The sequence below is a fragment of the Mycobacterium sp. SMC-21 genome, from assembly GCF_045310825.1.
Classification (GTDB): Bacteria; Actinomycetota; Actinomycetes; order Mycobacteriales; family Mycobacteriaceae; genus Mycobacterium.
Genome location: NZ_JBJIAO010000006.1, coordinates 164,276 through 189,201, shown reverse-complemented (window position 1 = coordinate 189,201; position 24,926 = coordinate 164,276). Strand labels below are relative to the sequence as shown.

General features: G+C 69.5%; 18 protein-coding genes and 1 pseudogene. 13 read left to right on the top strand and 6 right to left on the bottom strand.

All coding sequences use genetic code 11. The features are described 5' to 3' along the window. Positions 1–9 precede the first annotated feature (9 nt). Complete coding sequence (locus ACJH6H_RS09290; protein ID WP_406774707.1) at positions 10–474, bottom strand: MPT63 family protein; 465 nt, start codon at positions 472–474, stop codon at positions 10–12. Between the two features lie 75 nt (positions 475–549). Here ACJH6H_RS09290 and ACJH6H_RS09285 point away from each other — a divergent pair. Further along, positions 550–1,203 (top strand): annotated as a pseudogene (locus tag ACJH6H_RS09285) (phosphoribosyltransferase); the annotation flags it as partial. Here the strand turns inward: ACJH6H_RS09285 and ACJH6H_RS09280 are convergent. Continuing rightward, positions 1,203–2,417, bottom strand: coding sequence for a DUF3060 domain-containing protein (locus tag ACJH6H_RS09280; protein ID WP_406774706.1), 1,215 nt, complete (start codon positions 2,415–2,417; stop codon positions 1,203–1,205). The pseudogene ACJH6H_RS09285 and the gene ACJH6H_RS09280 sit on opposite strands and share 1 nt — an antisense overlap. A 199-nt stretch (positions 2,418–2,616) precedes the next feature. Between ACJH6H_RS09280 and ACJH6H_RS09275 the strand changes: the two genes are divergently transcribed. Next, positions 2,617–5,241, top strand: coding sequence for a LuxR C-terminal-related transcriptional regulator (locus ACJH6H_RS09275; protein ID WP_406774705.1), 2,625 nt, complete (start codon positions 2,617–2,619; stop codon positions 5,239–5,241). Here the strand turns inward: ACJH6H_RS09275 and ACJH6H_RS09270 are convergent. Beyond that, complete coding sequence (locus ACJH6H_RS09270; protein WP_406774704.1) at positions 5,238–6,119, bottom strand: oxidoreductase; 882 nt, start codon at positions 6,117–6,119, stop codon at positions 5,238–5,240. The genes ACJH6H_RS09275 and ACJH6H_RS09270 overlap by 4 nt on opposite strands. A gap of 63 nt (positions 6,120–6,182) precedes the next feature. Here ACJH6H_RS09270 and aspS point away from each other — a divergent pair, with 63 nt between their 5' ends. Next, the gene (gene aspS / locus ACJH6H_RS09265) at positions 6,183–7,958 is read left to right on the top strand and encodes an aspartate--tRNA ligase (RefSeq protein ID WP_406774749.1); all 1,776 of its coding nucleotides are present in this window, start codon (positions 6,183–6,185) and stop codon (positions 7,956–7,958) included. On the opposite strand, the gene ACJH6H_RS09260 is transcribed toward aspS, so the two are convergent. Next, the gene (locus tag ACJH6H_RS09260) at positions 7,923–10,463 is read right to left on the bottom strand and encodes a flavin-containing monooxygenase (protein ID WP_406774703.1); all 2,541 of its coding nucleotides are present in this window, start codon (positions 10,461–10,463) and stop codon (positions 7,923–7,925) included. The two genes, aspS and ACJH6H_RS09260, sit on opposite strands and share 36 nt — an antisense overlap. A 77-nt stretch (positions 10,464–10,540) precedes the next feature. Between ACJH6H_RS09260 and ACJH6H_RS09255 the strand changes: the two genes are divergently transcribed. Further along, positions 10,541–10,984 (top strand): nitroreductase family deazaflavin-dependent oxidoreductase, encoded by a 444-nt coding sequence (locus ACJH6H_RS09255; RefSeq protein WP_318984518.1) that lies wholly within the window; start codon positions 10,541–10,543, stop codon positions 10,982–10,984. 3 nt (positions 10,985–10,987) lie between these two features. Here ACJH6H_RS09255 and ACJH6H_RS09250 read toward each other — a convergent pair whose 3' ends face one another. Then, positions 10,988–12,172 (bottom strand): thiolase family protein, encoded by a 1,185-nt coding sequence (locus tag ACJH6H_RS09250; RefSeq protein ID WP_406774702.1) that lies wholly within the window; start codon positions 12,170–12,172, stop codon positions 10,988–10,990. Between the two features lie 96 nt (positions 12,173–12,268). Between ACJH6H_RS09250 and ACJH6H_RS09245 the strand changes: the two genes are divergently transcribed. The 9 genes from ACJH6H_RS09245 (at position 12,269) to ACJH6H_RS09205 (ending at position 24,184) form a co-directional block, all read left to right on the top strand. Further along, on the top strand, positions 12,269–12,745 hold the full coding sequence (locus ACJH6H_RS09245) for a helix-turn-helix domain-containing protein (RefSeq protein WP_212811586.1): 477 nt from the start codon (positions 12,269–12,271) through the stop codon (positions 12,743–12,745). Positions 12,746–12,754: 9 nt separating this feature from the next. After that, the gene (locus tag ACJH6H_RS09240; protein WP_346415618.1) at positions 12,755–13,666 is read left to right on the top strand and encodes a DUF389 domain-containing protein; all 912 of its coding nucleotides are present in this window, start codon (positions 12,755–12,757) and stop codon (positions 13,664–13,666) included. Between the two features lie 47 nt (positions 13,667–13,713). Beyond that, a complete protein-coding gene (locus ACJH6H_RS09235) occupies positions 13,714–16,980 on the top strand; it encodes a DUF2126 domain-containing protein (protein WP_406774701.1) in 3,267 nt (1,088 codons plus the stop codon). Then, entirely contained in the window at positions 16,980–19,664 is a 2,685-nt protein-coding gene (locus tag ACJH6H_RS09230) for a circularly permuted type 2 ATP-grasp protein (protein WP_406774700.1), read from the top strand. The genes ACJH6H_RS09235 and ACJH6H_RS09230 overlap by 1 nt, the downstream gene beginning before the upstream one ends. After that, a complete protein-coding gene (locus tag ACJH6H_RS09225; protein WP_346415621.1) occupies positions 19,661–20,557 on the top strand; it encodes a transglutaminase family protein in 897 nt (298 codons plus the stop codon). The genes ACJH6H_RS09230 and ACJH6H_RS09225 overlap by 4 nt, the downstream gene beginning before the upstream one ends. After that, positions 20,550–21,575: a putative zinc-binding metallopeptidase gene (locus ACJH6H_RS09220; RefSeq protein ID WP_212811581.1), complete on the top strand. Its 1,026-nt coding sequence runs from the start codon at positions 20,550–20,552 to the stop codon at positions 21,573–21,575. The genes ACJH6H_RS09225 and ACJH6H_RS09220 overlap by 8 nt, the downstream gene beginning before the upstream one ends. A 32-nt stretch (positions 21,576–21,607) precedes the next feature. After that, positions 21,608–21,916: a DUF4333 domain-containing protein gene (locus tag ACJH6H_RS09215; RefSeq protein ID WP_244872566.1), complete on the top strand. Its 309-nt coding sequence runs from the start codon at positions 21,608–21,610 to the stop codon at positions 21,914–21,916. Between the two features lie 68 nt (positions 21,917–21,984). Further along, positions 21,985–22,821: a DUF3097 domain-containing protein gene (locus tag ACJH6H_RS09210; RefSeq protein ID WP_212811580.1), complete on the top strand. Its 837-nt coding sequence runs from the start codon at positions 21,985–21,987 to the stop codon at positions 22,819–22,821. A 34-nt stretch (positions 22,822–22,855) separates the two neighbouring features. Beyond that, positions 22,856–24,184, top strand: coding sequence for a replication-associated recombination protein A (locus tag ACJH6H_RS09205; protein WP_318984526.1), 1,329 nt, complete (start codon positions 22,856–22,858; stop codon positions 24,182–24,184). Here ACJH6H_RS09205 and ACJH6H_RS09200 read toward each other — a convergent pair. Further along, on the bottom strand, positions 24,181–24,798 hold the full coding sequence (locus tag ACJH6H_RS09200) for a hypothetical protein (RefSeq protein ID WP_212811578.1): 618 nt from the start codon (positions 24,796–24,798) through the stop codon (positions 24,181–24,183). The genes ACJH6H_RS09205 and ACJH6H_RS09200 overlap by 4 nt on opposite strands. Positions 24,799–24,926: the final 128 nt, after the last annotated feature.

Genomic DNA, 24,926 nt, shown 5'->3' with positions numbered 1-24,926 from the left:
TCTACTGGTTCACGGAGTCCAGACCATCAGGTCTTCCATGCCGTTGTTCATCGTCACCGTCGTGGGGGCCGGGCCGGTGACGTCGAAGTGGATCTTTCCGGTCGACTGCCCGCCCTGCGGAATGGTGGCACCACTGATGTTGACCGGGCTGGCGACCATCCACAGCACCCGGTACGCCGCCTGGTTCGGTGCAACAGCGTTGAACTGCGAGATGGCCGGGGTCACCGGGCCGCTCAGGGCGCGGACGGTGGCCGTGGCCTCCCACAGCTTTCCGGCGACCCGGTAGCCCGGCATGACATCGGAGCTCGGCTTGAGGTCCGAGACCTGCCAACTCAGCTGGACCTGACCGACGCTGTCCGTCATCGTCATGGCGCTGCCCAGCTTGCCGACCAGCGGGTAACCGGCCGACGCGATCGGCGCGGTGGCGATGCCGACGACCGAGAGAACCGCAACAGCTGTTCCGGTGACCTTCACTTCTGCCTCCTCGAAACGGTTTTCATCTGCCCTGTCAATTACGGATTACCACTGAAAAGTGCTGATGGGAATAGGATCGGAGCTACGCGAAACCATGCATCGAGGCGCGTCTTTCGTGATCGTTCAGAAGCGGGGCGCGTATTGGCCGGTCTGCTGACGGCGTACCGCGGCAGGCGGGATGTCGTCGTGCTCGGTCTGGCCCGCGGCGGTGTTCCTGTCGCCCACGAAATCGCCCGTGCTCTCGACGCGCCGCTCGACGCGCTCATCATCCGCAAGCTGGGCGTCCCCGGCCACGAGGAGTACGCGATGGGCGCGATCGGCGGCGGCGGTCACGTCGTCGTCAATGAGGATGTGGTTGGGCCGCTGCAGATTTCACAGCAGACGCTGTCCGAGGTGGCGGAAGCCGAGGGGCGCGAGCTGCAGCGGCGGGAAACCGATTACCGCCAGGGGCGGCCACCGCCGAACGTCAAGGGGCGCACCGTGATCCTCGCCGACGACGGCATGGCCACCGGCGCCAGCATGCGCGTCGCCGCCGAAGTGGTGCGGGAGAGCGGGCCGCGGACCCTGGTGGTCGCGGTGCCCGTCGGTACGGAAGCGGCGTGCCGTCAGCTCATGGGAGTCGCGGACGACGTGGTGTGTGCCGATATGCCGACGCCCTTTGCGGCGGTGGGGGAGTCGTACCGCGATTTCGGCCAGGTCGGCGACGACGAGGTGCGCCGGCTGCTGAGCTAGGGATTGACGACGGTTTCGCCAGGTCCGGACTCGACGGTTTTGCCAAAGCCGATGGCGACGGCGTGGCTGTCCGGACCTTCGGCACTCACCGTGTTGGACGTGCCGAACGCCGCGGCGGTGCTGTCGTTCCCGTTCACGTCGACATCGTTGTACGAACCGTTTCCGGCCTCTGCCGCGCTGTTGTTCCCGTTCACCTGCACGCTGTTTCCGGAATCTGTCGATGTCAAGCCGGCCTTGGCGGAGCTGCCGTCGCCGTAGACCTGCGCACTGCTGAAGTCGCCGAGGGCGTCGGCCGTGCTGTGGTCTCCCTCGATCCAGGCGGTGGTGTGGTCGCCGATGGCGCTTGCCGTGTTGCTGTCGCCGACCACGTAGGCAGAGCTGTGGGGGCCAACCGTCGCCACATCGTTGCTGTTGCCGCTGACCGAGGCGCCACTGTCGACGCCGTCGGTGGATACGTCGTTGTGGTCGCCGGTGACTCGCACGGTGACGGTGTCGGTGTTCGTACTGCCGCTGCTGGTGACGTCGTTGTCCGAGCCCCGCACGACGACGACATTGCGGGCCCCGGTCGCGGCCACGGTGTTGTCGGATCCGATCAACGAGACGGTGCTGTCCAGGCCCGTGGCATCGACGGTGTTGCGGGAGCCGGTGACGGTCGCCTCGCTGTCGATACCGGAGGCGCGCACGGTGTTGTCGGACCCGCTGACGGTGGCCTCGCTGCCGGAACCGGAGGCCGTGACCGTGTTGTCGACTCCGGTGACGGTGGCCGTACTGCCGGCGCCGGAGGCAAGGACTCGGTTCCCCGATCCGCTTGCGGTGGCCGTGGCTCCGGTGCCGCTGGCAGTGACCTTGTTGCCCGAGCCGGCCAGGCAGGTTTCGCATGCGCGCGTGTTGATGATGGCGGTGGCGCCGTCGCCGCGGGCGATGGCCAGTGAGCCCTGGCCGCCCGAGGAGATCGCCGTCGCGTCGGATCCGCGGGCGATGGCCACCGAGCCCTTGCCGTCGGAGGTCGCGGTGGCGTCGCCCTTCTGCACCCGCGTTACGCCGTTGGTCGCCACGGCCATGTTCTGGCCTGGAGAGGTGGTGCCCGGCCCATCCGAGGTCGGCGAAGACGGAGCCGGCTTGGCCGAGGCCACGCCGGGTGCGACGGCCAGTCCGACGCCCAATGCCACCGCCAGCGCCCCGATTCGCCCGATGTGATTGGCATGAACCATGATCCGCCCCTTCCGCCTCCGCCCAGCGCCGGCTATCGCGCCGGTGATTGGACGGTAAGGCGGCCGACCGCCCGGGACTGAGGTAAGGCCCTACCCCAATCATGTAGCGCAGCTATTGTTTGCCCCCGGCGAACCTGGCAGCATCTGGTGCAAATGGTGTGAGTTTGCTGGGGCTGGGACGCGCCGGAGGTGATCCATAGTGATCCACGAGTGGCCCCTGCATGGACGAGCCGAGGAACTGCGGGCGATCGAGGCGGCTATCCGTCGCCCGGACCGGGCTCGCGGCATCGTCTTGTCGGGCGCTGCCGGTGTCGGCAAGACGCGCCTCGCGCGTGAAGTCGTCACCGCCTGCCGGCCGCCGGGGCGCTCGCGATGGATCGCCGGCACGGCGTCGGCCCGCAGCATCCCGTTGGGCGCGTTCGCCGACATCGCCAGCGACTTCGGCCCCGATCCGTTGCGCCGCGTGCGGGAGGTGATCGACGGCGTGATCGGCGCCGCGCCGACGGGCGCGGTGGTCGTCGGTGTCGATGACGCGCACCTGCTCGACGATCTGTCGGCCTTTGCCGTGCATCAACTCGTCGCACGGAAGCTGGCCACCGTCGTGCTGACTCTGCGATCGGGCGAACCGGCTCCGGACGCCATCACCGCGATCTGGAAAGACGACATACTGGAACGCATTGAACTGCAACCACTTTCCTCGGCAGCCATCGCGAAGCTGGTCGAGCGCATCCTGGGTGGGCCGGTGCATTCACGGTGTGTGCAACAGCTGTGGCAGTACACGCAGGGCAACGTCCTGTATCTGCGCCACCTGTTGGACACCGAGGTCAGCGCCGGCCGGCTGACGCAGCAATCCGGGGTGTGGATGTGGCAGGGGCAGCCACGACTGACACCCACGCTCGCCGAACTGCTCACCACCCGGATCGGCCAGATTCCGGCGGCCGCACGCAATGTGCTGGACGCCCTCGCCGTCACGGAACCACTCGACATCGAAACCCTTGCGGCGGTGACGGATTCCGATGCCATCGCCGAGACGGAAGCGCTCGGGCTGATCCGCATCGACGGCAGCGCGACGCCCGCGTCGGTGCGGCTGGCCCATCCGATGCTCGGCGAGGTGCGCCGCACCGACTCGCTGCGGATGCGCCGCCTGCACGGGCAGATCGCCGCCGCGCTGATCGCGCGCCCCGCCACCGATCCGCGTGATCTGGTCCGCCGCGCGGTGCTGACACTGAACTCCGACCTGGCCCCCGACCCGGCGATCCTGAACGCGGCGACGTCGGCGGCGATCCAACTGACGGACATGCGGCTCGCGGAGTCACTGGCCGAGCGGGCGGTGGCGGCGGGTGGCGGCCTGGAAGCCGACATCGCCCTGTCGCTGGCCTTGATCTGGCAGGAGCGTGGCGAGGAGGCCGAGGTCATCTTCGCCCGCCTCGCCGCCGACACCTCCGGCCCGCTGCGGGTGCAGGTCGCCCTGCTGCGCGCCCTGAACTTCGCCGTGATCCTCGGTCACACGGCCCGCGCCGAGGCCGAACTGGACAGCGAGATACCGGCAGGCGACGCCGCGGTCGCCGCGACGGCCCTGGCGTTGCGCGCGTCGATCGACGTGGCGCGCGGCCGGTCCACGGCCGCCATCGAGCAGGCGCGGCGGGTTGTCGACGACCCGGCTGCCGAACCCGTCGCGCAGATGCTCTCGACGTGGGCGCTGGTGAGCAGCCTGGGGGAGCTGGGCCGCATCGACGAGGTCGAGACGGTCGCGGAGGCCGGCTACCGGCTGGCCGACACCAGTGCCGAGGTGTCGCACCTGCGCCTGCCGCTGGCGTTTCTGCACCTGCACATGCATCGGCTGGCCGGGACCCTCGACCAGGCCGATGTCACCATCGCACGCATCCGCCGCGACACCGTCGACGTCCCGATCGAGGGCTCGTGGCAGGTCGCCGAATCGTGGCACGCCTTCGTGGCGGGCCTGTCGGCCGTCAGCCGGGGCGCCTTGGTCGACGCACACCGGTTGTGCCTGGAATCGCTCGCCGATTTCAGTGCCCGGGACAGCGGCAGCATGCGCAAGATGCTGGCTCGGTTGTGGCTCGTCACTGCCGACGCCATGGCGGGCCGCGCCGAGGATGCGCGCCGCGAGTTCGTCGCGACACCGTGGTGGCAGGCCGACCCGGACGCCTGCGCCCGCGATCCTGATCGCACGCTGGCCCATGCGTGGGTCTGTGCGGCCGAAGGCGCTGTGTCCGAAGCGATTTCGATAGCCCGGGCGGCTGCGGCGCGGGAGCGTCAGCTCGGCCGGCTGGGCTGGGAGGTCATGCTGCTGCAGACCGCGACGCAGTTCGGCGACCGCACCACCGCGGCCAGGCTCGCCGAGCTCGCGCTGACGGTACGCGGGCCGCGGGCGGTGGCCGCCGCCGCGCACGCCGTCGCGCTGGCCGCGGCCGACGGCGACGGCCTGGTGGCGGCGGCCAAGCACTACGAATACTTCGGCGACCGGGTGGCGGCCGCCGATGCGGCCGCGCAGGCCGCGGCCGTCTACCAACAGGCGGGGCTGCGCGGATCGGGCCTCGGCGCGGCCAGCACCGCGGCGCGGCTGGCGGCCGAATGCGGCGGCGCCGACACCCCGGCGCTGCGGGCCGCGGCGACTCCGTTGGCCATCACCGCCCGGCAACGCGAGATCGTCGGGTTGGCGGCCAAGGGGCTGAGCAACACCGCCATCGCGGAGCGGCTCGGGATGTCCCGTCGCTCCGTGGAGGGCCACATCTTCCGGGCGTGTCAGCGCGTCGGCGTCAACAGCCGCGACCAGTTGGTCGAGCTCGTCTTCGGCCGCCGCTAACCCGGTCCGTCACTGGCCGCGGCGAGCAGTGGCACCAGCACGTCACTGATCGGCGTGGGGATGCCGTGCGTGGCACCTTTGCGCTGGATGACGCCGTTGCGGATGTCCCACTCCAACGGACGGTGCGCTTCCCGGTCGATCAGCATCGAGGTCGCCATGTCCGTCGGTGCCTGCGCGAGCATGTCGGCGATCTCGTCGACGACACCGTCGGGCAGCGTCGCGCCCTCGGCCCGGGCGACCGCGAGGCACTCGCTCAGGTACCTGCGGGCCACCGCCGCGACGTCGTCGCGCCGGAACATCCCCGAGCGCCGGCCGGACAGCACCATGAACCCGACCACGGCGTTGACCAACAGTTTGCGCCACGCCGCGCTGAGGAAATCCGGGTTGAGCTCGACGGCGATCCCGCTGTCTTCCAGGTCCGCCGCCAGGCGGCCCGCTGCCGCGTCGTCGGGCAGAACCAGCCGCGGGGCGCTCAGCACCTGCACCCAGCCCTCTGGCCGGGTCTCCGCGGCAATCCAGATCGCCGCAGGTACGACGGCGGATTCGGGGCAGTAGGGCCGTAGCCGGTCGGCCTGTTCGACACCGTTCTGCAGTGCGCAGACCACGGTGTCCGGTCCGCACAACCGGGCCAGCCACGGCGCGGAGGCGGCGTACTGGGTGTCCTTGACCGCCAGCAGCACGACGCCGACCGGACCGGCGACAGCGTCGGGATCGGTGTGCACCGGGCCGGGTACGACGATGGGCGCGCTGCCGTCCATCCGCACCTCGATGGCCTCGCGCGGCGTCCGTCCACACAGCAGGACTTCATGACCCGCGGCGTACAGCAGCGCGGCGATCGTTGATCCGATGGCACCGGGTCCCACGAGGGCAAAGCTCACTGTCGCCAAAATACCGGTCGAGGCGCCCCTTAGACTTAGCGGTCGATTCAGACGTCAGAGGAGATATTCGTGTTGCGCAGCCACGCCGCCGGTTCGTTGCGGTCCACCGATGCCGGTCAGACGGTGACCCTCGCCGGATGGGTGGCGCGTCGGCGCGACCACGGCGGCGTCATCTTCATCGATCTGCGTGACGCCTCCGGAGTCTCCCAGGTGGTGTTCCGCGACGCCGCCGTGCTGGAGCAGGCCCACCGGCTGCGCGCCGAGTTCTGCGTCCTGGTCACCGGCACCGTCGAGGTGCGGCCGGAGGGCAACGCCAACAAGGACATCGCCACGGGCGATATCGAGGTCAACGCGACGACGCTCGAGGTGCTGTCCGAGAGCGCGCCGCTGCCGTTCCAGCTCGACGAGACCCCGGGCGAGGAAGCGCGCCTGAAGTACCGCTACCTGGACCTGCGCCGGGAAGGCCCGGGCAACGCGCTCCGGTTGCGCTCCAAGGTCAACGCCGCCGCGCGCGCCGTGCTCGACAAGCACGACTTCGTCGAGGTCGAGACGCCGACCATGACCCGGTCGACCCCCGAAGGTGCCCGCGACTTCGTGATTCCCGCGCGCCTGCAGCCCGGCTCGTTCTACGCGCTGCCGCAGAGCCCGCAGCTGTTCAAGCAGCTGCTCATGGTGGCGGGCATGGAGCGCTACTACCAGATCGCGCGCTGCTACCGCGACGAGGATTTCCGCGCCGACCGCCAGCCCGAGTTCACCCAGCTGGACCTCGAGATGAGCTTCGTCAACGCCGACGACGTCATGGGCGTCGCCGAAGAGGTGCTGGCCGCGCTGTGGCAGCTCATCGGCGTCGAGCTGACGCTGCCGCTGCCGCGCATCAGCTACGAGGAGGCCATGCGCCGCTTCGGTTCGGACAAACCGGACCTGCGCTTCGCCGTCGAGCTCGTCGAGTGCACCGACTACTTCAAGAACACCCCGTTCCGGGTGTTCCAGGCGCCGTACGTGGGCGCGGTCGTCATGCCGGGCGGGGCGTCTCAGCCGCGCCGCACGCTGGACGGCTGGCAGGAGTTCGCCAAGCAGCGCGGTCACAAGGGGCTGGCCTACGTGCTCGTCGGCGAGGACGGCGAGCTGGGCGGCCCGGTGGCCAAGAACCTCACCGACGACGAACGGGCCGGTCTGGCCGCGCACGTCGGCGCGAAGGTGGGGGACTGCATCTTCTTCGCGGCCGGTCCGGCCAAGGGCGCCCGTGCCCTGCTGGGTGCGACGCGCATCGAGATCGCCAAGCGCCTCGACCTGATCGATCCGAACGCCTGGGCGTTCACGTGGGTGGTCGACTGGCCGCTGTTCGAATCCGCGGACGCGGCCACCGCATCGGGCGACGTCGCTGTCGGTTCGGGCGCCTGGACCGCGGTGCACCACGCGTTCACCGCGCCGCAGCCGGACTCCATCGCGACGTTCGACACCGACCCGGGTGCCGCGATGGCCGATGCCTACGACATCGTCTGCAACGGCAACGAGATCGGCGGCGGCTCGATCCGTATCCACCGCCGCGATGTCCAGGAGCGGGTGTTCGCGATGATGGGCATCGACGAGGCCGAGGCACAGGACAAGTTCGGATTCCTGTTGGACGCCTTCACCTTTGGCGCGCCGCCCCACGGCGGCCTGGCCTTCGGCTGGGACCGCATCACCGCGCTGCTGGCCGGGGTGGACTCCATTCGCGACGTCATCGCGTTCCCGAAGTCGGGCGGCGGCGTCGACCCGCTGACCGACGCCCCGGCACCGATCACGGCGCAGCAGCGCAAGGAGTCAGGGATCGACTTCAAGCCTGAGAAAAGCGCGTAAGGCTTCGGCCATCTGCGCCCGGATCGGCGCCCCGGACACGACGAGGTCGACCATCGTGATCGACAGGTGCGTGTGGCCGCGGGCCTGAACGTGCTCGGTGGGCACGCCGGCCGCGGCCAGTGCGGCGGCGTAGGCGTTGCCCTCGTCGCGCAGTGGGTCGAACTCGCAGGTCACCACCATCGCCGGGGGTAGACCCGCGAGGTTGCCACGCAACGGTGACCGCCGCGGGTCGTCGGCGGGGCCGTCGTACAACTCGGTGAACCACTGCATGAGCGGCGTGGTCAGTCCGTAGCCGTCGGCGTTCTCCTGATACGACGGGTACGGCTGCGCGTCGGTAACCGGGGTCAGCAGGAGCTGCCCGCAGATGTGCGGGCCGCCGTGGTCGCGGGCCCACTGGCACACGGCCGCGGCGATGTTCCCGCCCGCGCTCCAACCGGCGACCGCAAGTTGGTCGGGGAGCCCGCCCAGTGCCGCGGCGTTGTCGGCCACCCACCGCAGCGCGGCGATGCCGTCGTCGATGGCCGCGGGGAACGGATGTTCCGGCGCGTGCCGGTAATTCATCGAGAAGACCAACGCGTCGGCCCGCACACACAGGTCGCGGCACAGCGGATCGTCCGACGTCGCGTCGCCCAGCACCCAGCCGCCACCGTGGAAGTAGACGATCACCGGGTGCGGCCGCGGCGTCGCCGGCCGGTACAGCCGGTACTCGAGTTCGCCCGCGAATACACCGTCGACGATCTCGCCGACGTCCGGACCCGGGGGTCGGGCGGCATTGGCCTCGACCATGGCGGCGCGGGCCACCTCGACGGGAAGTGATTCCAGCGGAGGCGGATTCATGGCCGCCACCATCTCCAGCACCATCTGCACGTCCGGTTGCAGCCGCCTGACCACGCCGTCGTGGCACTGCGCACCGGTCGGCCCCGTCAGCTCGAATCCGAGATAGTCCTGGCTCACCACGTCGGCGCAGGCGGCGGCATAGAAGTCGACACCTGCCGCGTACGGCATGAACACCCGGGGCTTACCGGGGATGTTGGCGCCGACGTACCACGAATTGGCCTGCGGGAACATGGTGATGGCGCCGGCGTCGGCGACGTGCTGCATCCAGCCGGCCTCCGCGGTGGGCGTCGGTTCGATGGTGTCGAAGCCGTGCTCGCGCAGATATGCCACCGTCTCGGCGACGAGCTCGACGTGCTGTTCGATGGATACCGCCATGTTGGACAGCACCGACGGACTGCCCGGTCCCGTGATCAGGAACAGGTTCGGAAATCCGGTGGTGGTGAGGCCCAGGTAGGTCGACGGCCCTTGTGCCCATTTGTCTTTCAGTGCGAGTCCGTCGCGCCCGACGATGTCGACGGCCGTCACCGCACCGGTGATGGCGTCGAACCCTGTCGCGAACACCAGCGCGTCGAAGTCGAAGGATTCACCCACGGTCTGCACGCCGCGTTCGGTGACGCCGACCAGCGGCTGGGTGCGGAGGTCGACGAGGCGCACGTGGGGCTGGTTGAACGTGGCGTAGTAATCGGTGTCGAGGCACAGTCGTTTCGCGCCGACGGGATAATCATTGGGACACAACAGTTCCGCGGTCTGCGGGTCATGGACCGCAGCGCGGATCTTGTCGCGGACGAAGTCGGCGAACGACGCGTTGGCGGCCGGGTTGCTCATCAGGTCGGAGAACATGTTGAGGGTTTCGAGCAGTTCGCCGATCTGCCAGGCGCGTTCGTAGCGCTGTTGACGGTAGGCCTCGGGCACCGCGAACGTCGGGATCAGCGTGCGCTCCTGCGGTACCCCGCCGAACGACGCCCGCGCCGCTGCCCGGTACGCGCGTTCGTCTGCCAGCGCCGCCTGCTTCTCCGGTGACACCGGCCCGTTGTGTGCCGGGATGGAGAAACACGGTGTGCGCTGGAAGACGGTCAGCTGCGCGGCCTGCGCGGCGATCAGTGGAATCGACTGGATGCCGGACGACCCGGTGCCGATCACCCCGACGCGCTTGCCGGTGAAGTCGACCGGTTCGTGCGGCCAGCGGTTGGTGTAAAACGTTTCACCCGTGAAGGTTTCGATGCCCTTGATGTCCGGTTCCTTGGGGATCGACAGGCAGCCGGTGGCCATCACCAGATGACGGCAGGTGACATCGTCACCGTTGCTGGTGCGCACGCGCCACGCGTCGTCGACCCAGTGCGCGCTGGTGACCCGGGTGCCGAAGGTGATGTCGCGGCGCAGATCGAACTTGTCGGCGACGTGGTTCAGGTACCGCAGGATTTCCGGCTGGGTGGCGTACTTCTCCGACCATTGCCAGTCGCGATGCCAGTCCGGGTCGAAGCTGAACATGTAGTCGAGGCTGGGGATGTCGACGCGCGCGCCGGGATACCGGTTCCAGTACCAGGTGCCGCCGACGTCGTCGGCGGCTTCGAAGACGCGGACCGAGAAACCCTGCTGCCGCAGCCGGTGTACCAGATACAGGCCGGCGAACCCGGCTCCCACCACAACTGCGTCCGCGTCTGGCGTCATCGGCACCTCCGTCAATATCAGGCAAGTATCGCGCCGTGACGGGAACATTTGGGCCGGTTCGCGAGGTTGGGTCAGGCATGACCGAATTCACGGACGCCGCGTCCTTTCATGCCTTCAACGCCGCCATCGTCGACGAGTTCCGCGCCAACGGCGGCAAGGTTGGCGGCCAGTTCGAGGGCGGCAATCTGCTGCTGTTGCACACCACGGGCGCCAAGTCGGGTCAGCCGCGCATGTCGCCGCTGGCGTACCTGCCGGTCGACGGCAAGATCCTCATCGTCGGCTCGAAGGCCGGCGCTCCGACCCATCCGGACTGGGTGCACAACCTCCGCGCCAACCCGAATGCGCATATCGAGATCGGAACCGACGCCGGCCTGGAGGAGTACGACGTCGTCGCCCGCGAACTGCCCGATGACGAGCGCGAGGCCACGTATCCGTTGATCACGGCCGTGGCCCCCGTCTTCGCCGACTACCAGGCGAAGACGTCGCGCGTCATCCCGCTGTTCGAGCTCGTGCGCGCCTGAGCGCTACAGCCGCTCGATGATGGTGGCGTTCGCCATGCCGCCGCCTTCGCACATCACCTGCAGGCCGTAGCGGCCGCCGCGCTGGTCGAGGGCATTGACCAGCGTGCTCATGATGCGGGCACCGCTGGCGCCCAGGGGGTGACCGATGGCGATGGCGCCGCCGTTGACGTTGGTCTTCGCCAGGTCGGCTCCGGTGTCGGCCGCCCAGGCCAGCACGACGGGTGCGAAGGCCTCGTTCACCTCGAACAGGTCGATGTCCGACAGTGACAGGCCGGAGCGGGCCAGCACCTTCTCGGTCGCGGGGATGACACCGGTCAGCATGTACAGCGGATCCGAGCCGACCGCGGTCATGGTGTGGATGCGGGCCAGCGGCGTGAGCCCATGGCTACGGGCGAAGGCGCCGCTGGTGATCATGACCGCCGCGCTGCCGTCGGACAGCGGTGACGAGTTGCCGGGCGTGATCTCCCAACGGATCTGGGGAAAGCGCGCGGCGTAGGCGTCGCTGTAGAACGCGGGCTTCAGCCCGGCCAGGGTCTCCACGGAGGTGCCCGGCCGGATGATCTCGTCGGCGGTCAGGCCCGCCACCGGCACGAGTTCGTTGTCGAACAGTCCGTCCTTGGCGGCGCGGGCGGCCTTCTCGTGGCTGGCTGCGGAGAACTCGTCGAGCTGGGTGCGGGAGAAGTTCCACCGCGCCGCGATCAGTTCGGCGCTGATGCCCTGGGGGACAAGGCCGTCGGGATACCGCTCGGCCAGGCCCACGCCGAACGGATTGCTGCCCGGCAGGACGGCGGCACCCATCGGCACGCGGGACATCGACTCGACGCCCGCGGCGATCACCGCGTCGTACGACCCGGCCAGCACACCCTGCGCGGCGAACGAGATGGCCTGTTGCGAACTGCCGCACTGGCGGTCGACCGTGGTGCCGGGCACGCTCTCGGGAAAACCGGCGCCCAGCAAGGCATTCCGGGCCGCATTTGCCGCTTGATCTCCGGCTTGCGTGACCACGCCGGCGATGACGTCGTCCACCAGAACCGGGTCGACGCCCGTGCGTTCCACCACGGACCGCAGGCTGTGGGTGAGCAGGTCGGCGGGAAGTACGTCGTGCAGCGCGCCGTTCGCCTTGCCCTTACCGACCGGCGTGCGCACCGCCGCGACGATCACGGCATCGCGGTCTGTGTATCCCGACATGAGAATCCTCCTGTAACTCCACGCTGAGTACTGCTTCCTATACCCAGATCTAACACCTGAGTATGGCAAGAGCAACCCAGCGGTAGAGTGATTCGCATGACAGCGCTACAGGGTGTGCTCGCCGAACGCGACAAGTGGTCGGCGGTCGGCCAGTGCGCCATCGAGAAGACCATGTCGTTGGTCGGCACCAAATCCGCCATGCTGCTCATGCGTGAGGCCTACTACGGCACAACGCGTTTCGACGACTTCGCCAAGCGGGTCGGCATCACCAAGGCGGCCACCTCGGCGCGGCTCGCCGAACTGGTGGCGGCCGGCCTGCTGACCAAACGGCCGTACCAGGAGCCGGGTCAGCGCAGCCGCGACGAATACGTGCTGACACAGGCCGGCACCGACTTCATGCCGGTGGTGTGGGCCATGTTCGAGTGGGGCCGCAAACACCTGGGCGACACCGGCCTGCGGCTGACGCACCTGGGCTGCGGCGCCGATGCCACCGTCGAGATCCGGTGCGCGGACGGACACGAGGTCCCGCCCGAGGAACTCGGGATGAAGCTGGCGCGCCGCCGTGGTCGGTAATCTTCGGCCGTGCTGCATCTACGCGTGATCACCCCGCCGGAACTCGCCGATTCGGTGCTCGAGCTCTACCGGCACCACGGCGGCATCGCCAACGTGGTGGCCCACCCGGGCGCGGCGATCGATCCGCGCGGTGACGTCATCACCGCCGACATCGCCCGTGACGCCGCCGACGGGCTGATCAGCGGGCTGCGGGCGCTCGGCATCGATCAGGACGGCGCCATCACGATGGAGGTGCTCGACACCGTGCTGTCGACGGCCGCCTACCGCGCCGAGGACGAGATCGACGGCGACGGCGAAGACGCGGTGGTCTGGGACGAGCTGGTGCTGCGCACCCGCGAGCAGAGCAGCCTCGGCATCTCCTACATGGCGTTCCTGTGCATCGCGTGTCTGCTGGCCGCGGTCGGCGTGCTGACCGATTCGGCGATCACCGTCGTCGGCGCGATGGTCGTGGGCCCCGAATTCGGGCCGCTGGCCGCCCTGGCGGTGGCGGTGGTGCGACGCAAGGGCTATCTCGCGAAGCGCGCGGCGCTGGCCCTGCTCGTCGGATTCCCGGCGGCGATGCTCGTCACAGCGGTGGCCACGCTCGGCTTCGAGGCGCTGGGCTGGGTGACGTTGCGCAGTATCCACGAGCTGCAGAACGTCGACTTCATCTTCCAGGTCGGGCCGTTCTCGTTCGTGGTGGCGCTGCTGGCCGGTGCCGCCGGGATGCTGTCGCTGGTGACGTCCAAATCGGCTGCGCTGGTTGGGGTGTTCATCTCGGTGACGACGGTCCCCGCGGCCGGGATGTCGGTGGTTGCGGCCACCACGCGCGACTGGGATGTGGCCCTGGCGTCGGCGGGGCAGCTGGCCGTCAACATGGTCGGCATCGTGGCGGCGGGGGTGCTGGTCCTGGCCGGGTACAACCGGGCCCGGCGCCGCTAGTTTTCTCGCCCTGCGACCTGCCGGTTCTTGTGGTGGGATCGATCGCTATGGCAATCAAGGTGGCGCTGGAGCACCGCACCAGCTACACGTTCGACCGGCTGGTCAAGGTGTACCCGCACGTGGTTCGGTTGCGCCCCGCGCCGCACTCACGGACGCCGATCGAGGCCTATTCGCTGCAGGTCGAGCCCGCCGACCACTTCATCAACTGGCAACAGGACGCCTTCGGTAACTTCGTGGGGCGCTTGGTCTTTCCGAACCGCGCCACCAAGCTGAGCATCACCGTCGGACTGATCGCCGACCTCAAGGTCATCAACCCGTTCGACTTCTTCATCGAGGAATGGGCCGAAACCGTCCCGTTCGCCTACCCGGACAACCTGCTCGACGACCTCAAGCCCTACCTGCGCCCCGTCGACGACTCCGACGATCTGACGGCGGCCTGGGTCCGGAACTTCGACGTGGTGCCCGGCACCGGCACCATCGACTTCCTGGTGTCGCTGAACCGGGCGGTCAATGCCGACGTCGGCTACAGCGTCCGCCTCGAACCCGGTGTCCAGACACCGGATCACACCCTGCGCACCGGCATCGGCTCGTGCCGGGACTCCGCCTGGCTGCTGGTCGCGATCCTGCGGAAGATGGGCTTCGCCGCCCGCTTCGTGTCCGGCTACCTGGTGCAACTGGCCGCCGACATCGAGGCGCTCGACGGACCGTCGGGCCCCGCCGCCGACTTCACCGACCTGCACGCCTGGGCCGAGGTGTACATCCCGGGCGCCGGCTGGGTCGGCCTCGACGCGACCTCGGGTCTGCTGGCCGGGGAGGGCCACATCCCGCTGTCGGCGACGCCGCACCCGGAATCGGCCGCCCCGATCACCGGCGCCGTCGAGCCCTGCGAATCCACGCTCGACTTCGTCAACGTGGTGACGCGGGTGCACGAGGACCCGCGCGTCACCCTGCCGTACACCGAACAGGCATGGGAGTCGATCCGGGCCCTCGGCGCCGTCATCGATGAACGGATGGCCGAGCGCGACGTGCGGCTGACCGTCGGCGGCGAACCCACCTTCGTCTCGATCGACAACCAGACCGACGAGGAATGGACCACGGCCGCCGACGGCCCGCACAAGCGCGTGCTCGCCTCGGCGCTCACCGCCCAGCTGAAAGCCGCCTGGGCCCCGGACGGGCTGGTACAGCGCAGCCAGGGCAAGTGGTATCCGGGGGAGCCGTTGCCGCGCTGGCAGATCGGGCTGATGTGGCGCACCGACGGGACGCCACTGTGGACCGATGCGGCGCTGCTGGCCGATCCGTGGTCCGGTGAATCCCATGAGGTTTCACCGGATGCCGCGCGCCGGTTGCTCACCGAGATCGCCGACGGGCTCGGGCTGCCGGACAGTCAGGTGCGTCCGGCGTACGAGGACGCCCTCGCCCGGCTGGCCGCTGCCGTCCGGCGGCCGGATGGGGATCCGGTCACCGACGACCTGACGGACGACGGAGCCGCCCAGCGGAAAGCCTTGGCGGACAAGCTCGATGCCGCGGTGACCGAACCCGCGGCCCACGTGTTGCCCCTGCATCGCCGTGATGACGACACCGGATGGGTCTCCGCCGACTGGAAACTGCGCCGCGGGCGATTGGTGCTCATCGGCGGCGATTCACCTGCGGGCCTGCGATTGCCGCTCGACTCGATCAGCTGGCAGCCGCCGCGATCGGTGCCCGACGCCGACCCGCTGGCGCCCGCGCGCGTCGACACCCCCGCCAGGCCCGCGACCGTCGTCAGCGCCGACGGCGCACCTCCCACCGCCCTGGTCGCCGAGGTCCGCGACGGTCTGCTGTACGTATTCTTGCCGCCCACAACGGCATTCGACGATTTCGCCGATCTGGTCGGCCGGATCGAGAAAGCCACTGCCAATCTCGGCGTCGCCGTCGTGATCGAGGGCTACGGACCGCCGCCGGACGCCCGGCTCCAGCAGATGACCGTCACTCCCGACCCGGGTGTCATCGAGGTCAACGTGGCGCCCACCGCCGGCTTCGCCGAGCAGGCCGCACAACTGGAGACCCTGTACGAGGCGGCCCGGCAGGCCCGGCTCGGCACGGAGTCCTTCGACGTCGACGGCACCCACGGCGGCACGGGCGGTGGCAACCACATCACCCTCGGTGGCGTCACCCCCGCCGACTCACCGTTGCTGCGCCGGCCCGACCTGCTGGTGTCGATGCTGACGTACTGGCAACGGCATCCGGCGCTGTCGTACCTGTTCTCCGGCCGGTTCGTCGGCACGACGTCGCAGGCCCCGCGCGTCGACGAAGGACGCCTCGAGGCGCTGTACGAGCTGGAGATCGCGTTCGCCGAGATCGAGCGTGTGGCCGAGGGAGCTCCGTGGGCCGTCGACCGCGCCCTGCGGCACCTCCTCACCGACATCACCGGAAACACGCACCGCGCCGAGTTCTGCATCGACAAGCTCTACAGCCCCGACAGTGCCCGCGGCCGGCTCGGCCTGCTGGAACTGCGCGGCTTCGAGATGCCGCCGCATTTCCAGATGGCCATGGTGCAGTCGCTACTGGTGCGGTCGCTGGTCGCGTGGTTCTGGGATGAACCGCTGCGAGCCCCGCTGATCCGGCACGGTGAGAACCTGCACGGCCGGTACCTGTTGCCGCACTTCGTCATACAAGACATCGCCGAGGTCGCCGCCGACCTGCGGGCGCACGGCATCCCGTTCGACACCAGCTGGCTGGATCCGTTCACCGAGTTCCGCTTCCCCCGGATCGGCAGCGTCATTCTGGACGGTGCCGAATTGGAGCTGCGCGGCGCCATCGAGCCGTGGAACACCCTCGGCGAGGAATCCACCGGCACCGGCACCGCCCGCTACGTCGACTCCTCGGTGGAGCGGCTGCAGGTCCGGCTCATCGGCGCCGACCGGAACCGGTACCTCGTCACGGTGAACGGTCACCCCATCCCGCTGCTGGCCACCGACTCGCCCGACGTGCAGGTCGGCGGCGTCCGGTACCGGGCCTGGCAACCACCGAGCGCACTGCACCCCACCATCACCGTCGACGGGCCGCTGCGGTTCGAACTCGTGGATGGGTTCACCGGTTTCTCCAAAGGCGGCTGTACCTACCACGTCTCGCATCCGGGAGGCCGCGCTTACGACACCCCGCCGGTCAACGCCGTCGAGGCCGAGTCACGACGCGGCCGCCGTTTCGAGGCCATCGGATTCACCCCGGGCGCCGTCGATCTGGCCGATCTCCGGGAGAAGCGGGCCCGTCAATCCACCGATGGCGGAGCGTCGGGCATCCTCGATCTGCGCCGGGTGCGTACCGTTCTGCGGTAATGGTTCTCCGTACACACACATCCCCAGAGCTGGCCGAGGAGGCGGCGCCCGTTGGCGACCCACTGGCCGGATATCGGGCCGACCGGGCCCAGGAGCCGTTGTTCGACGTCCGCGACGTGGCCGGTGTCGGTTACGACGAGCTGGTCGATGAGTCGGGCGCGATCCGGCCGGCCTGGCAGGAGCTGACCGACTGCGTCCGCGACCGCGGTCGGGCCGGCCTGGACCAGCTGCGTGGCGTCGTCCGGGAACTCGTCGACAACGATGGCATCAGCTATGTGCAGGTCGACCGGGACGGCGAGACCGTCACCGACATCGACGGCACGCCGGTGGTGGACACCTGGCAGCTCGACGCCCTGCCCCTGGTGTTGTCCGCGGCGGACTGGCGCACCCTCGAATCCGGATTGGTGCAACGTTCCCGCCTGCTCGACGCGGTGCTCACCGACCTGTACGGCGCGCGCCGCGCCATCACCTCCGGCGTGCTGCCGCCGGAGCTGTTGTACGCCCATCCCGGTTACGTGCGGGCGGCCCGCGGCATCACGGTGCCGGGACGCCACCAGCTGTTCCTGCACGGCTGCGACGTCAGCCGCCACCGCGACGGTGGCTTCGCGGTGAACGCGGACTGGACGCAGGCGCCGTCGGGCGCCGGGTACGCGCTCGCCGACCGGCGGGTCGTCGCGCACGCGGTGCCCGAGCTGTACGAGAAGATGGCGCCGCGCCCGGCGTCGCCGTGGGCACAGGCCCTGCGGCTGGCACTGATCGATGCGGCACCAGAAGCCGCGCGGGAGCCGGTGGTCGTCGTCCTCAGCCCCGGCAGCCACTCCGAGACCGCCTTCGACCAGGCCTACCTGGCCGGCGTGTTGGGTTTCCCGTTGGTCGAGAGCGCCGACCTCGTCGTGCGTGACGGCAATCTCTGGATGCGCTCGCTCGGCACCCTCAAACGGGTCGACGTCGTACTGCGCCGGGTGGACGCCGAGTACGTCGATCCCTTGGACCTGCGTCCGGATTCCCGGCTCGGCGTCGTCGGTCTCGTCGAGGTACTGCGCCGCGGGGCGGTGACGGTGGTGAACACCCTCGGCAGCGGCATCCTGGAAAGCCCGGGTATCGCCCGCTTCCTGCCGGAGCTGGCCGAGCTGCTCACCGGGGAGACCCCGGAACTGCCGAGCGCCCGATGTTTCTGGGGCGGCATCGACGCCGAACGTTCGCACCTGTTGAGCAAACTGTCCACCCTGTTGATCAGGCCGGTGACCGGCGGACCGGCGATCGTCGGCCCCGCCCTGTCCAGCGCCAAGCGGGCCGCGCTGGCGGCCCGGATCTCCGCCGCCCCGTGGCAATGGATGGGCCAGGAACTGCCCGAGTTCTCTACGGCCCCCGTGGATCTGCTGCCCAGCGGACTGTCCGCCGACAGCGTCGGGATGCGGCTGTTCACCGTCGCCCAGCGCGGGGGATACGCGCCGATGATCGGTGGGCTGGGTTACGTGCTGGCCCGCGGGCACGCCGCCTACGGCATGGAAACCGTTGCGGCCAAGGATGTCTGGGTGCGATCGCCCGACCGGGCCGCGGTGGTGCAGACGCAGGCCGTCGAGCTGCCGGCCATGACGGCGAGCCCGACCCGCGCGGTGAGCTCGCCGCGTGTGCTCTCCGACCTGTTCTGGCTGGGCCGGTACGCCGAACGTGCCGAGTTCACCGCCCGGCTGCTCACCGTCACCCGTGAGCGCTACCACGAATTCCGCTACCGGCGGGACCTCGGCGGCAGCGACTGCGTGCCGGTACTACTGACCGCACTGGGCCAGATCACCGGCACCGACACCGGCGCCGACGGCGACTACGCCGAACAACTGGCCATCACGCCGACCACGCTGTGGGCACTCACCGCCGACCGGCACCGTCCGGGCTCGCTGGCGCAATCCGTCGAACGGCTGGGCCTGGCCGCGCGCGCCGTCCGCGACCAGATGTCGAACGACACCTGGATGGTGCTCGCCGCCGTCGAACGCGCGGTGCTGCAGCCGTCCGACCGCGCTCGGCAGCGCCAGGGCACCGCACTGCCGCCGCCGGATTCGAAAACAAAGGGGGAGGCGTACCTGTCGACCGCGCCCAGCCAGACCCTGGCGGGGATGCTGGCGCTGTCCGGCGTGGCGGCCGAATCCATGGTGCGTGACGTGGGCTGGACGATGATGGACATCGGCAAGCGCATCGAGCGCGGTCTCGGCCTGACCGCGCTGCTGCGGGCCACCCTCACCACCACCCACGGCGCCGAGACCGAACGGACCGTCAGCGAGTCCGTGCTCGTGGTGTGTGAATCGGCGGTGATGTACCGCAGGCGCATGCTGGGACAGGTGAGCGTGGCAGCCATCGCCGACCTGGTGCTGTTCGACGAGGAGAACCCGCGGTCGCTGGCCTTCCAGTTCGAGCGCCTGCGCGCCGACCTGCGGGCACTGCCGTCCTCCACAGGATCGACCCGCCCGGAACGGATGATCGACGAGATCGCCGCCCGCCTGCGACGCCAGGATCCGGCCGATCTCGAGCACGTCACCGACGACGGGCGGCGCGCTGAACTCGCCGAGCTGCTCGACGGTATGCACACCGATCTGCGGGAGTTGTCCGAGCTGATCCGGGCCGCGCACCTGGCCCTCCCGAGTGGCATGCAGCCGCTGTGGGGCCCCGACGAACGGCGGCAGATGCCATGAGCTGCGAGTACCAGATCACCCATCGCACGCGGTACCGCTACTCCGACGTCGTCACCAGCTCGTACGGCCGCGGATTCCTCACCCCGCGCGACAGCGGTCAGCAGCGCTGCCAGTCGTACCGGCTCAACATCGACCCCGAACCTGCCGACCGTTCCACGAGCCGGGACGCGTACGGCAACATCAGCTCGTATTTCCATGTGACGCAACCACATCACGAACTCGTCGTGACGGGACGCAGCATCGTGGAGGTCGACCCGCCGCCCGCCGAGTGGTACGCCGCAGGTGCGGCGCTGGCGCCGTGGGAGCAGTCCCGGCCGACGGGGCCGGACGGTGCGCTGGCCACCGAATTCGTGCTCGACCTGCAACCCGCGGAGATCACCGACGAGGTGCGGGATTACGCCGCACCGAGTTTCGTGCCGGGCCGTCCGCTGATCGAGGTGCTGCGCGACCTGAACTCGCGCATCTTCGCCGACTTCACCTACCGGTCCGGGTCGACGACGGTGTCCACCCGGGTCGCGGAAGTCCTGGCCGCCCGCGAAGGGGTGTGCCAGGACTTCGCCCGCCTGGCCATCGCCTGCCTGCGCGCGAACGGTCTTGCCGCCAGCTATGTTTCGGGGTATCTGGCCACCGACCCGCCGCCGGGCAAAGAACGTATGGTGGGAATCGATGCCACCCATGCCTGGGCGTCAGTGTGGACGCCGCAGAACAACTGGCTGGGGCTGGACCCGACCAACGACCAGATGGTCGACGAACGCTACATCGTGGTCGGGTTCGGGCGCGACTACGCCGACGTGCCGCCGCTGCGCGGCATCATCTACACCGACTCAGAGAGCAGCATCATCGACGTCTCCGTCGACGTCGCACCTATTGCGGGAGGCGAACTGCGTGCGTGACTTCAACTGCCCCAACTGCGGCCAGCGGCTGGCCTTCGAGAACTCGGTGTGCCTGGGCTGCGGCAGCGCCCTGGGGTTCTCGCTGGACGACATGGCGCTGTTGGTGATCGCGCCGCCGGACGGTACCGGCGACAGCGACCACGCCGGAGCGGTGGCCTCGACCGACTACCAGCTGTGCGCGAATCTTCATCTGGCGCAATGCAACTGGCTGGTCCGGATCGAGCCGGTGCGGCAGCTGTGCCCATCCTGCGCGTTGACCCGGACGCGCCCCAATGACGACGACACCAAGGCGCTGGCGGCCTTCGCGGTCGCCGAGCAGGCCAAGCGCCGGCTGATCGCCGAACTGACGGAGCTGGGCCTGTCGACCGAGGGCCTGGCCTTCGACCTGTTGTCCAGCGAGCAGCAACAGGTGTTCACCGGGCACCAGAACGGCGTCATCACCCTGGACCTCGCCGAGGGCGACGACGTGCACCGCGAACAGCTGCGCATCGCCATGGCCGAGCCGTACCGGACGCTGCTGGGCCACTTCCGCCACGAGATCGGGCACTACTACTTCTACCGGCTGGTCGAGCCGTCGCCCGATGCCCTCGCGCGGTTCACCGAATTGTTCGGGGACCCCGACGCCGACTACCAGGCGGCGCTGGACCGGCACTACCGCGACGGTGCGCCCGCCGGGTGGGAAGAGCAGTACGTGTCGTCGTACGCCACGATGCATCCGGCCGAGGACTGGGCCGAGACGTTCGCGCACTATCTGCACATCCGGGACGCCCTCGACACCGCGGCGGCCTTCGGTTTCGCGCCCGCCGGCGCCACCTTCGAGCGGCGGGTGCTGGGCCCCAGCGGATTTGACACCCTGATCGAGCTCTGGCTGCCGCTGGCCTGGGCGTTGAACATGGTCAACCGGTCGATGGGCAAAGAGGATCTGTACCCGTTCGTGCTGCCGGCCGCGGTGCTCGAGAAGATGCGGTTCATCCACACGGCGGTGGACGAGGCGGGCGCCTCCCGCGCGGCGCGTTGACGCGGTCACGGCGATAGAGCACGATCGCGCCCATGATGCGCGTACGGGTGGGGGCAGCGGTGCTACTGGGTCTGGTGGCCCTGGCACCGGCCGGGTGTAGCTCGAAAACCACGGTCAAGGCCGACGACGCCGCCAAACAGGTGGTCAAGCTGGTGTCGGATCAGAACAAGTTCACCCCCACCGACGTGAAGTGTCCGTCCGACGTGGAGGCCACCAAGGGTGCCCAGTTCGACTGCCACTTCACCGGTCCGCGCAAGGTCCAGTACGTCGCACACATGAAGATCGTGAAAGTCGACGGTGAGCGCATCACCTGTGACATCAAGGTCGAGAAGGCCCCGTAACCGGTCTGTGACGAAAACACGGGTGGCGCAACCGGATCTGGCCCGCGATCGTTCCTAGGATCGGTGCCGTGAGCGACCGATACGGATCCGATGTACTGGCCCGCAACCCGAACGCCAGGAAGCGTTCTACCGAGCAGCCCGCCGAGAAGGGGCTCGTGGTGGAGTGCGCCACGACCGGCTTCGTGGGCGCCGTGATCTCGGTCGAGTACGGCCGCATGGTCCTCGAGGACTTCGACGGCTACCGCAAGCCGTTCCCCATAGGCCCGGGCTATCTGGTCGACGGCAATCCCGTCATCCTCACCGCGCCCAAGCGCACCGCGCCGGCCGCGCCCACCCGCACCGCCTCGGGTTCGGTTGCCGTGCAAGGACATCGGGCCCGCACCGCGCTGGCCAGCCGCATCTACGTGGAGGGCCGCCACGACGCCGAACTCGTCGAGCAGGTGTGGGGACACGATCTGCGGGTCGAGGGCGTGGTCGTCGAGTACCTCGGCGGTGTCGACGACCTGGCCGCCATCGTGCGCGAGTTCCAGCCGGGACCGGGCCGCCGGCTCGGCGTGCTCGTCGACCACCTGGTGTCGGGCTCGAAGGAGGCCCGGATCGCCGAACAGGTGCGCCGTGGTCCGGGCGGCGAGCACACGCTGGTCGTGGGCCACCCGTTCATCGACATCTGGGAGGCCGTCAAACCCGCCCGCATCGGGCGTGAGGCGTGGCCCGTCATCCCGCGCGGCATCGAATGGAAGCACGGCGTGTGCGACGCGCTCGGCTGGCCGCACGCCGACCAGGCCGACATCGCCCACGCGTGGCAGCGCATCCGGGGCCGGGTGCGGGACTGGAACGACCTCGAACCCGCGCTGATCGGACGGGTCGAGGAACTCATCGACTTCGTGACCGCACCTGCCGACTGAACCGCCGGTCGGTGCGGCGTGGTAAGCCTGAACCGTGTCTGATGGGCTGTTCGACGTAGGGGGCGAACCCGACGTATCGTCCGCCGCCCCCACCCAGGCACCATTGGCGGTGCGGATGCGGCCCGCCGGCCTCGACGAGGTCGTCGGCCAGGATCACCTGCTCAAGCCGGGTTCGCCGCTGCGCCGCCTGGTCGAAGGCTCGGGCGCGGCGAGCGTCATCCTGTACGGGCCGCCCGGCACCGGCAAGACCACCCTGGCGTCGCTGATCTCCGGGGCCACCGGCCGCCGGTTCGAGGCGCTGTCGGCGCTGTCGGCCGGCGTCAAGGACGTCCGCGCGGTGATAGAAGAAGCACGTCGAGGCGCGATTCACGGCCGTCAGACCGTGCTGTTCATCGACGAGGTGCACCGCTTCTCCAAGACGCAGCAGGACGCCCTGCTGGCGGCCGTCGAGAACCGGGTGGTGCTGCTGGTGGCGGCGACCACCGAGAATCCGTCGTTCTCGGTGGTGGCGCCGCTGCTGTCGCGGTCGCTGATCCTGCAGCTGCAGCCGCTCACGGCCGACGCCGTCCGGACCGTCGTGCAGCGGGCGATCACCGATCCGCGCGGTCTGGGCGGTGCCGTCGAGGTCGACGACGACGCCGTCGAGCTGCTCGTGACGCTGTCGGCGGGTGATGCGCGGCGGGCGCTGACGGCGCTCGAGGTTGCCGCCGAGACGGCCGGAGACGGGCCGGTGTCCATTGAAGTCATCGAGCAGTCCCTCGACAAGGCTGCCGTGCGCTACGACCGCGACGGGGACCAGCACTACGACGTCGTCAGCGCGTTCATCAAATCGGTGCGCGGCTCGGACGTCGACGCCGCGCTGCACTACCTGGCGCGGATGCTGACCGCGGGGGAGGACCCGCGCTTCATCGCGCGCCGGCTGATGATCCTGGCCAGCGAGGACATCGGCATCGCCGATCCGACCGCCCTGCCGATCGCCGTCGCCGCCGCGCAGACCGTGCAGCTCATCGGGCTCCCGGAGGCCCAGCTGACCCTCGCCCACGCGACGGTGCACCTGGCGACGGCGCCGAAATCCAACGCCGTGACCGTCGCCCTCGGCGCGGCGATGGCCGACATCAAGGCCGGCAAGGCCGGCATGGTGCCCGCGCATCTGCGCGACGGGCACTACGCCGGTGCCGCCGCCCTCGGCCACGCCCAGGGCTACAAGTACGCGCACGACCACCCGGGTGGTGTTGCGGCGCAACAATATCCACCCGATGAGCTGGTCGGGGTCGACTACTACCGGCCCACCGCGTACGGGGCGGAACGCGAGATCGGCGGCCGGTTGGAGAAGCTGCGCGCCATCATCCGGCGCAAGCGCTAGACCAGTTCGGGTACCCGCAGGTGGGCGATCGCGAGATCGAATGCGCAGTCGGCGATCTCCGACGCCCCGGCGGCTTGCACCGATTCGACCTTCAGTGCCGTGGCCTGCTGCCAGTAGTCCGCCATCAACTCGCGGGTGCGGAAGGACGCCGACGACACCGCACGGCCAGAACCGCGGTCGACGAGCAGGCTGGCGCTGCAGAACCCCGGCAGGTGCTCGATCTGCCGCAGCACGGTGTCGCGGTAGTAGTCGATGCCGGCCTCCATGAGATCCGGCGGCACTGTGAGCCAGGTGGCCCGCACACACGCGCCGTTACCGTGCTCACGGTGCAGAACGGCGATCTCCCACTCCTCGACCAGCGGGGCGCCGCCACCGAAGCGTTCGGCGGCGAGATTGCGGAGCCGGCGGCCCTCGCCGGCGCTGTAATGCAGGGCGTCCTCGGACTCCCACGCGCTGGTGGCGATGCACCGGCCGGATTCCCGGTCGACCAGCAGGGACAGGCCGATGGAACCGGGAAGTTCCTGCAGTACGGGCATGACCTCGTCGCGGATATAGGCAATGCCGTCATCGATCTGGTCAGGGCTCGCCATCATCGTGGTAGAACGTGCGAACACGGTCCACCCCCTCTTTGTTCAGGGCGGCGCTCCGGTGGCGCCACCGGATAGACACAACTGTCCGCCGCGGCGGCGCTGCGCACAAGGCCGACCGGTACTGTTATCCGGGCAACTACCCGGTCCCCAGA

Excerpts from the sequence above, each read along its gene's own strand:
- ACJH6H_RS09255 (WP_318984518.1), top strand. The coding sequence starts at position 10,541 with ATGACCGAATTCACGGACGCCGCGTCCTTTCATGCCTTCAACGCCGCC.
- ACJH6H_RS09225 (WP_346415621.1), top strand. The coding sequence starts at position 19,661 with ATGAGCTGCGAGTACCAGATCACCCATCGCACGCGGTACCGCTACTCC.
- ACJH6H_RS09230 (WP_406774700.1), top strand. The coding sequence starts at position 16,980 with ATGGTTCTCCGTACACACACATCCCCAGAGCTGGCCGAGGAGGCGGCG.
- ACJH6H_RS09260 (WP_406774703.1), bottom strand. The coding sequence starts at position 10,463 with ATGACGCCAGACGCGGACGCAGTTGTGGTGGGAGCCGGGTTCGCCGGC.
- ACJH6H_RS09250 (WP_406774702.1), bottom strand. The coding sequence starts at position 12,172 with ATGTCGGGATACACAGACCGCGATGCCGTGATCGTCGCGGCGGTGCGC.
- ACJH6H_RS09280 (WP_406774706.1), bottom strand. The coding sequence starts at position 2,417 with ATGGTTCATGCCAATCACATCGGGCGAATCGGGGCGCTGGCGGTGGCA.
- ACJH6H_RS09235 (WP_406774701.1), top strand. The coding sequence starts at position 13,714 with ATGGCAATCAAGGTGGCGCTGGAGCACCGCACCAGCTACACGTTCGAC.
- ACJH6H_RS09215 (WP_244872566.1), top strand. The coding sequence starts at position 21,608 with ATGATGCGCGTACGGGTGGGGGCAGCGGTGCTACTGGGTCTGGTGGCC.
- ACJH6H_RS09245 (WP_212811586.1), top strand. The coding sequence starts at position 12,269 with ATGACAGCGCTACAGGGTGTGCTCGCCGAACGCGACAAGTGGTCGGCG.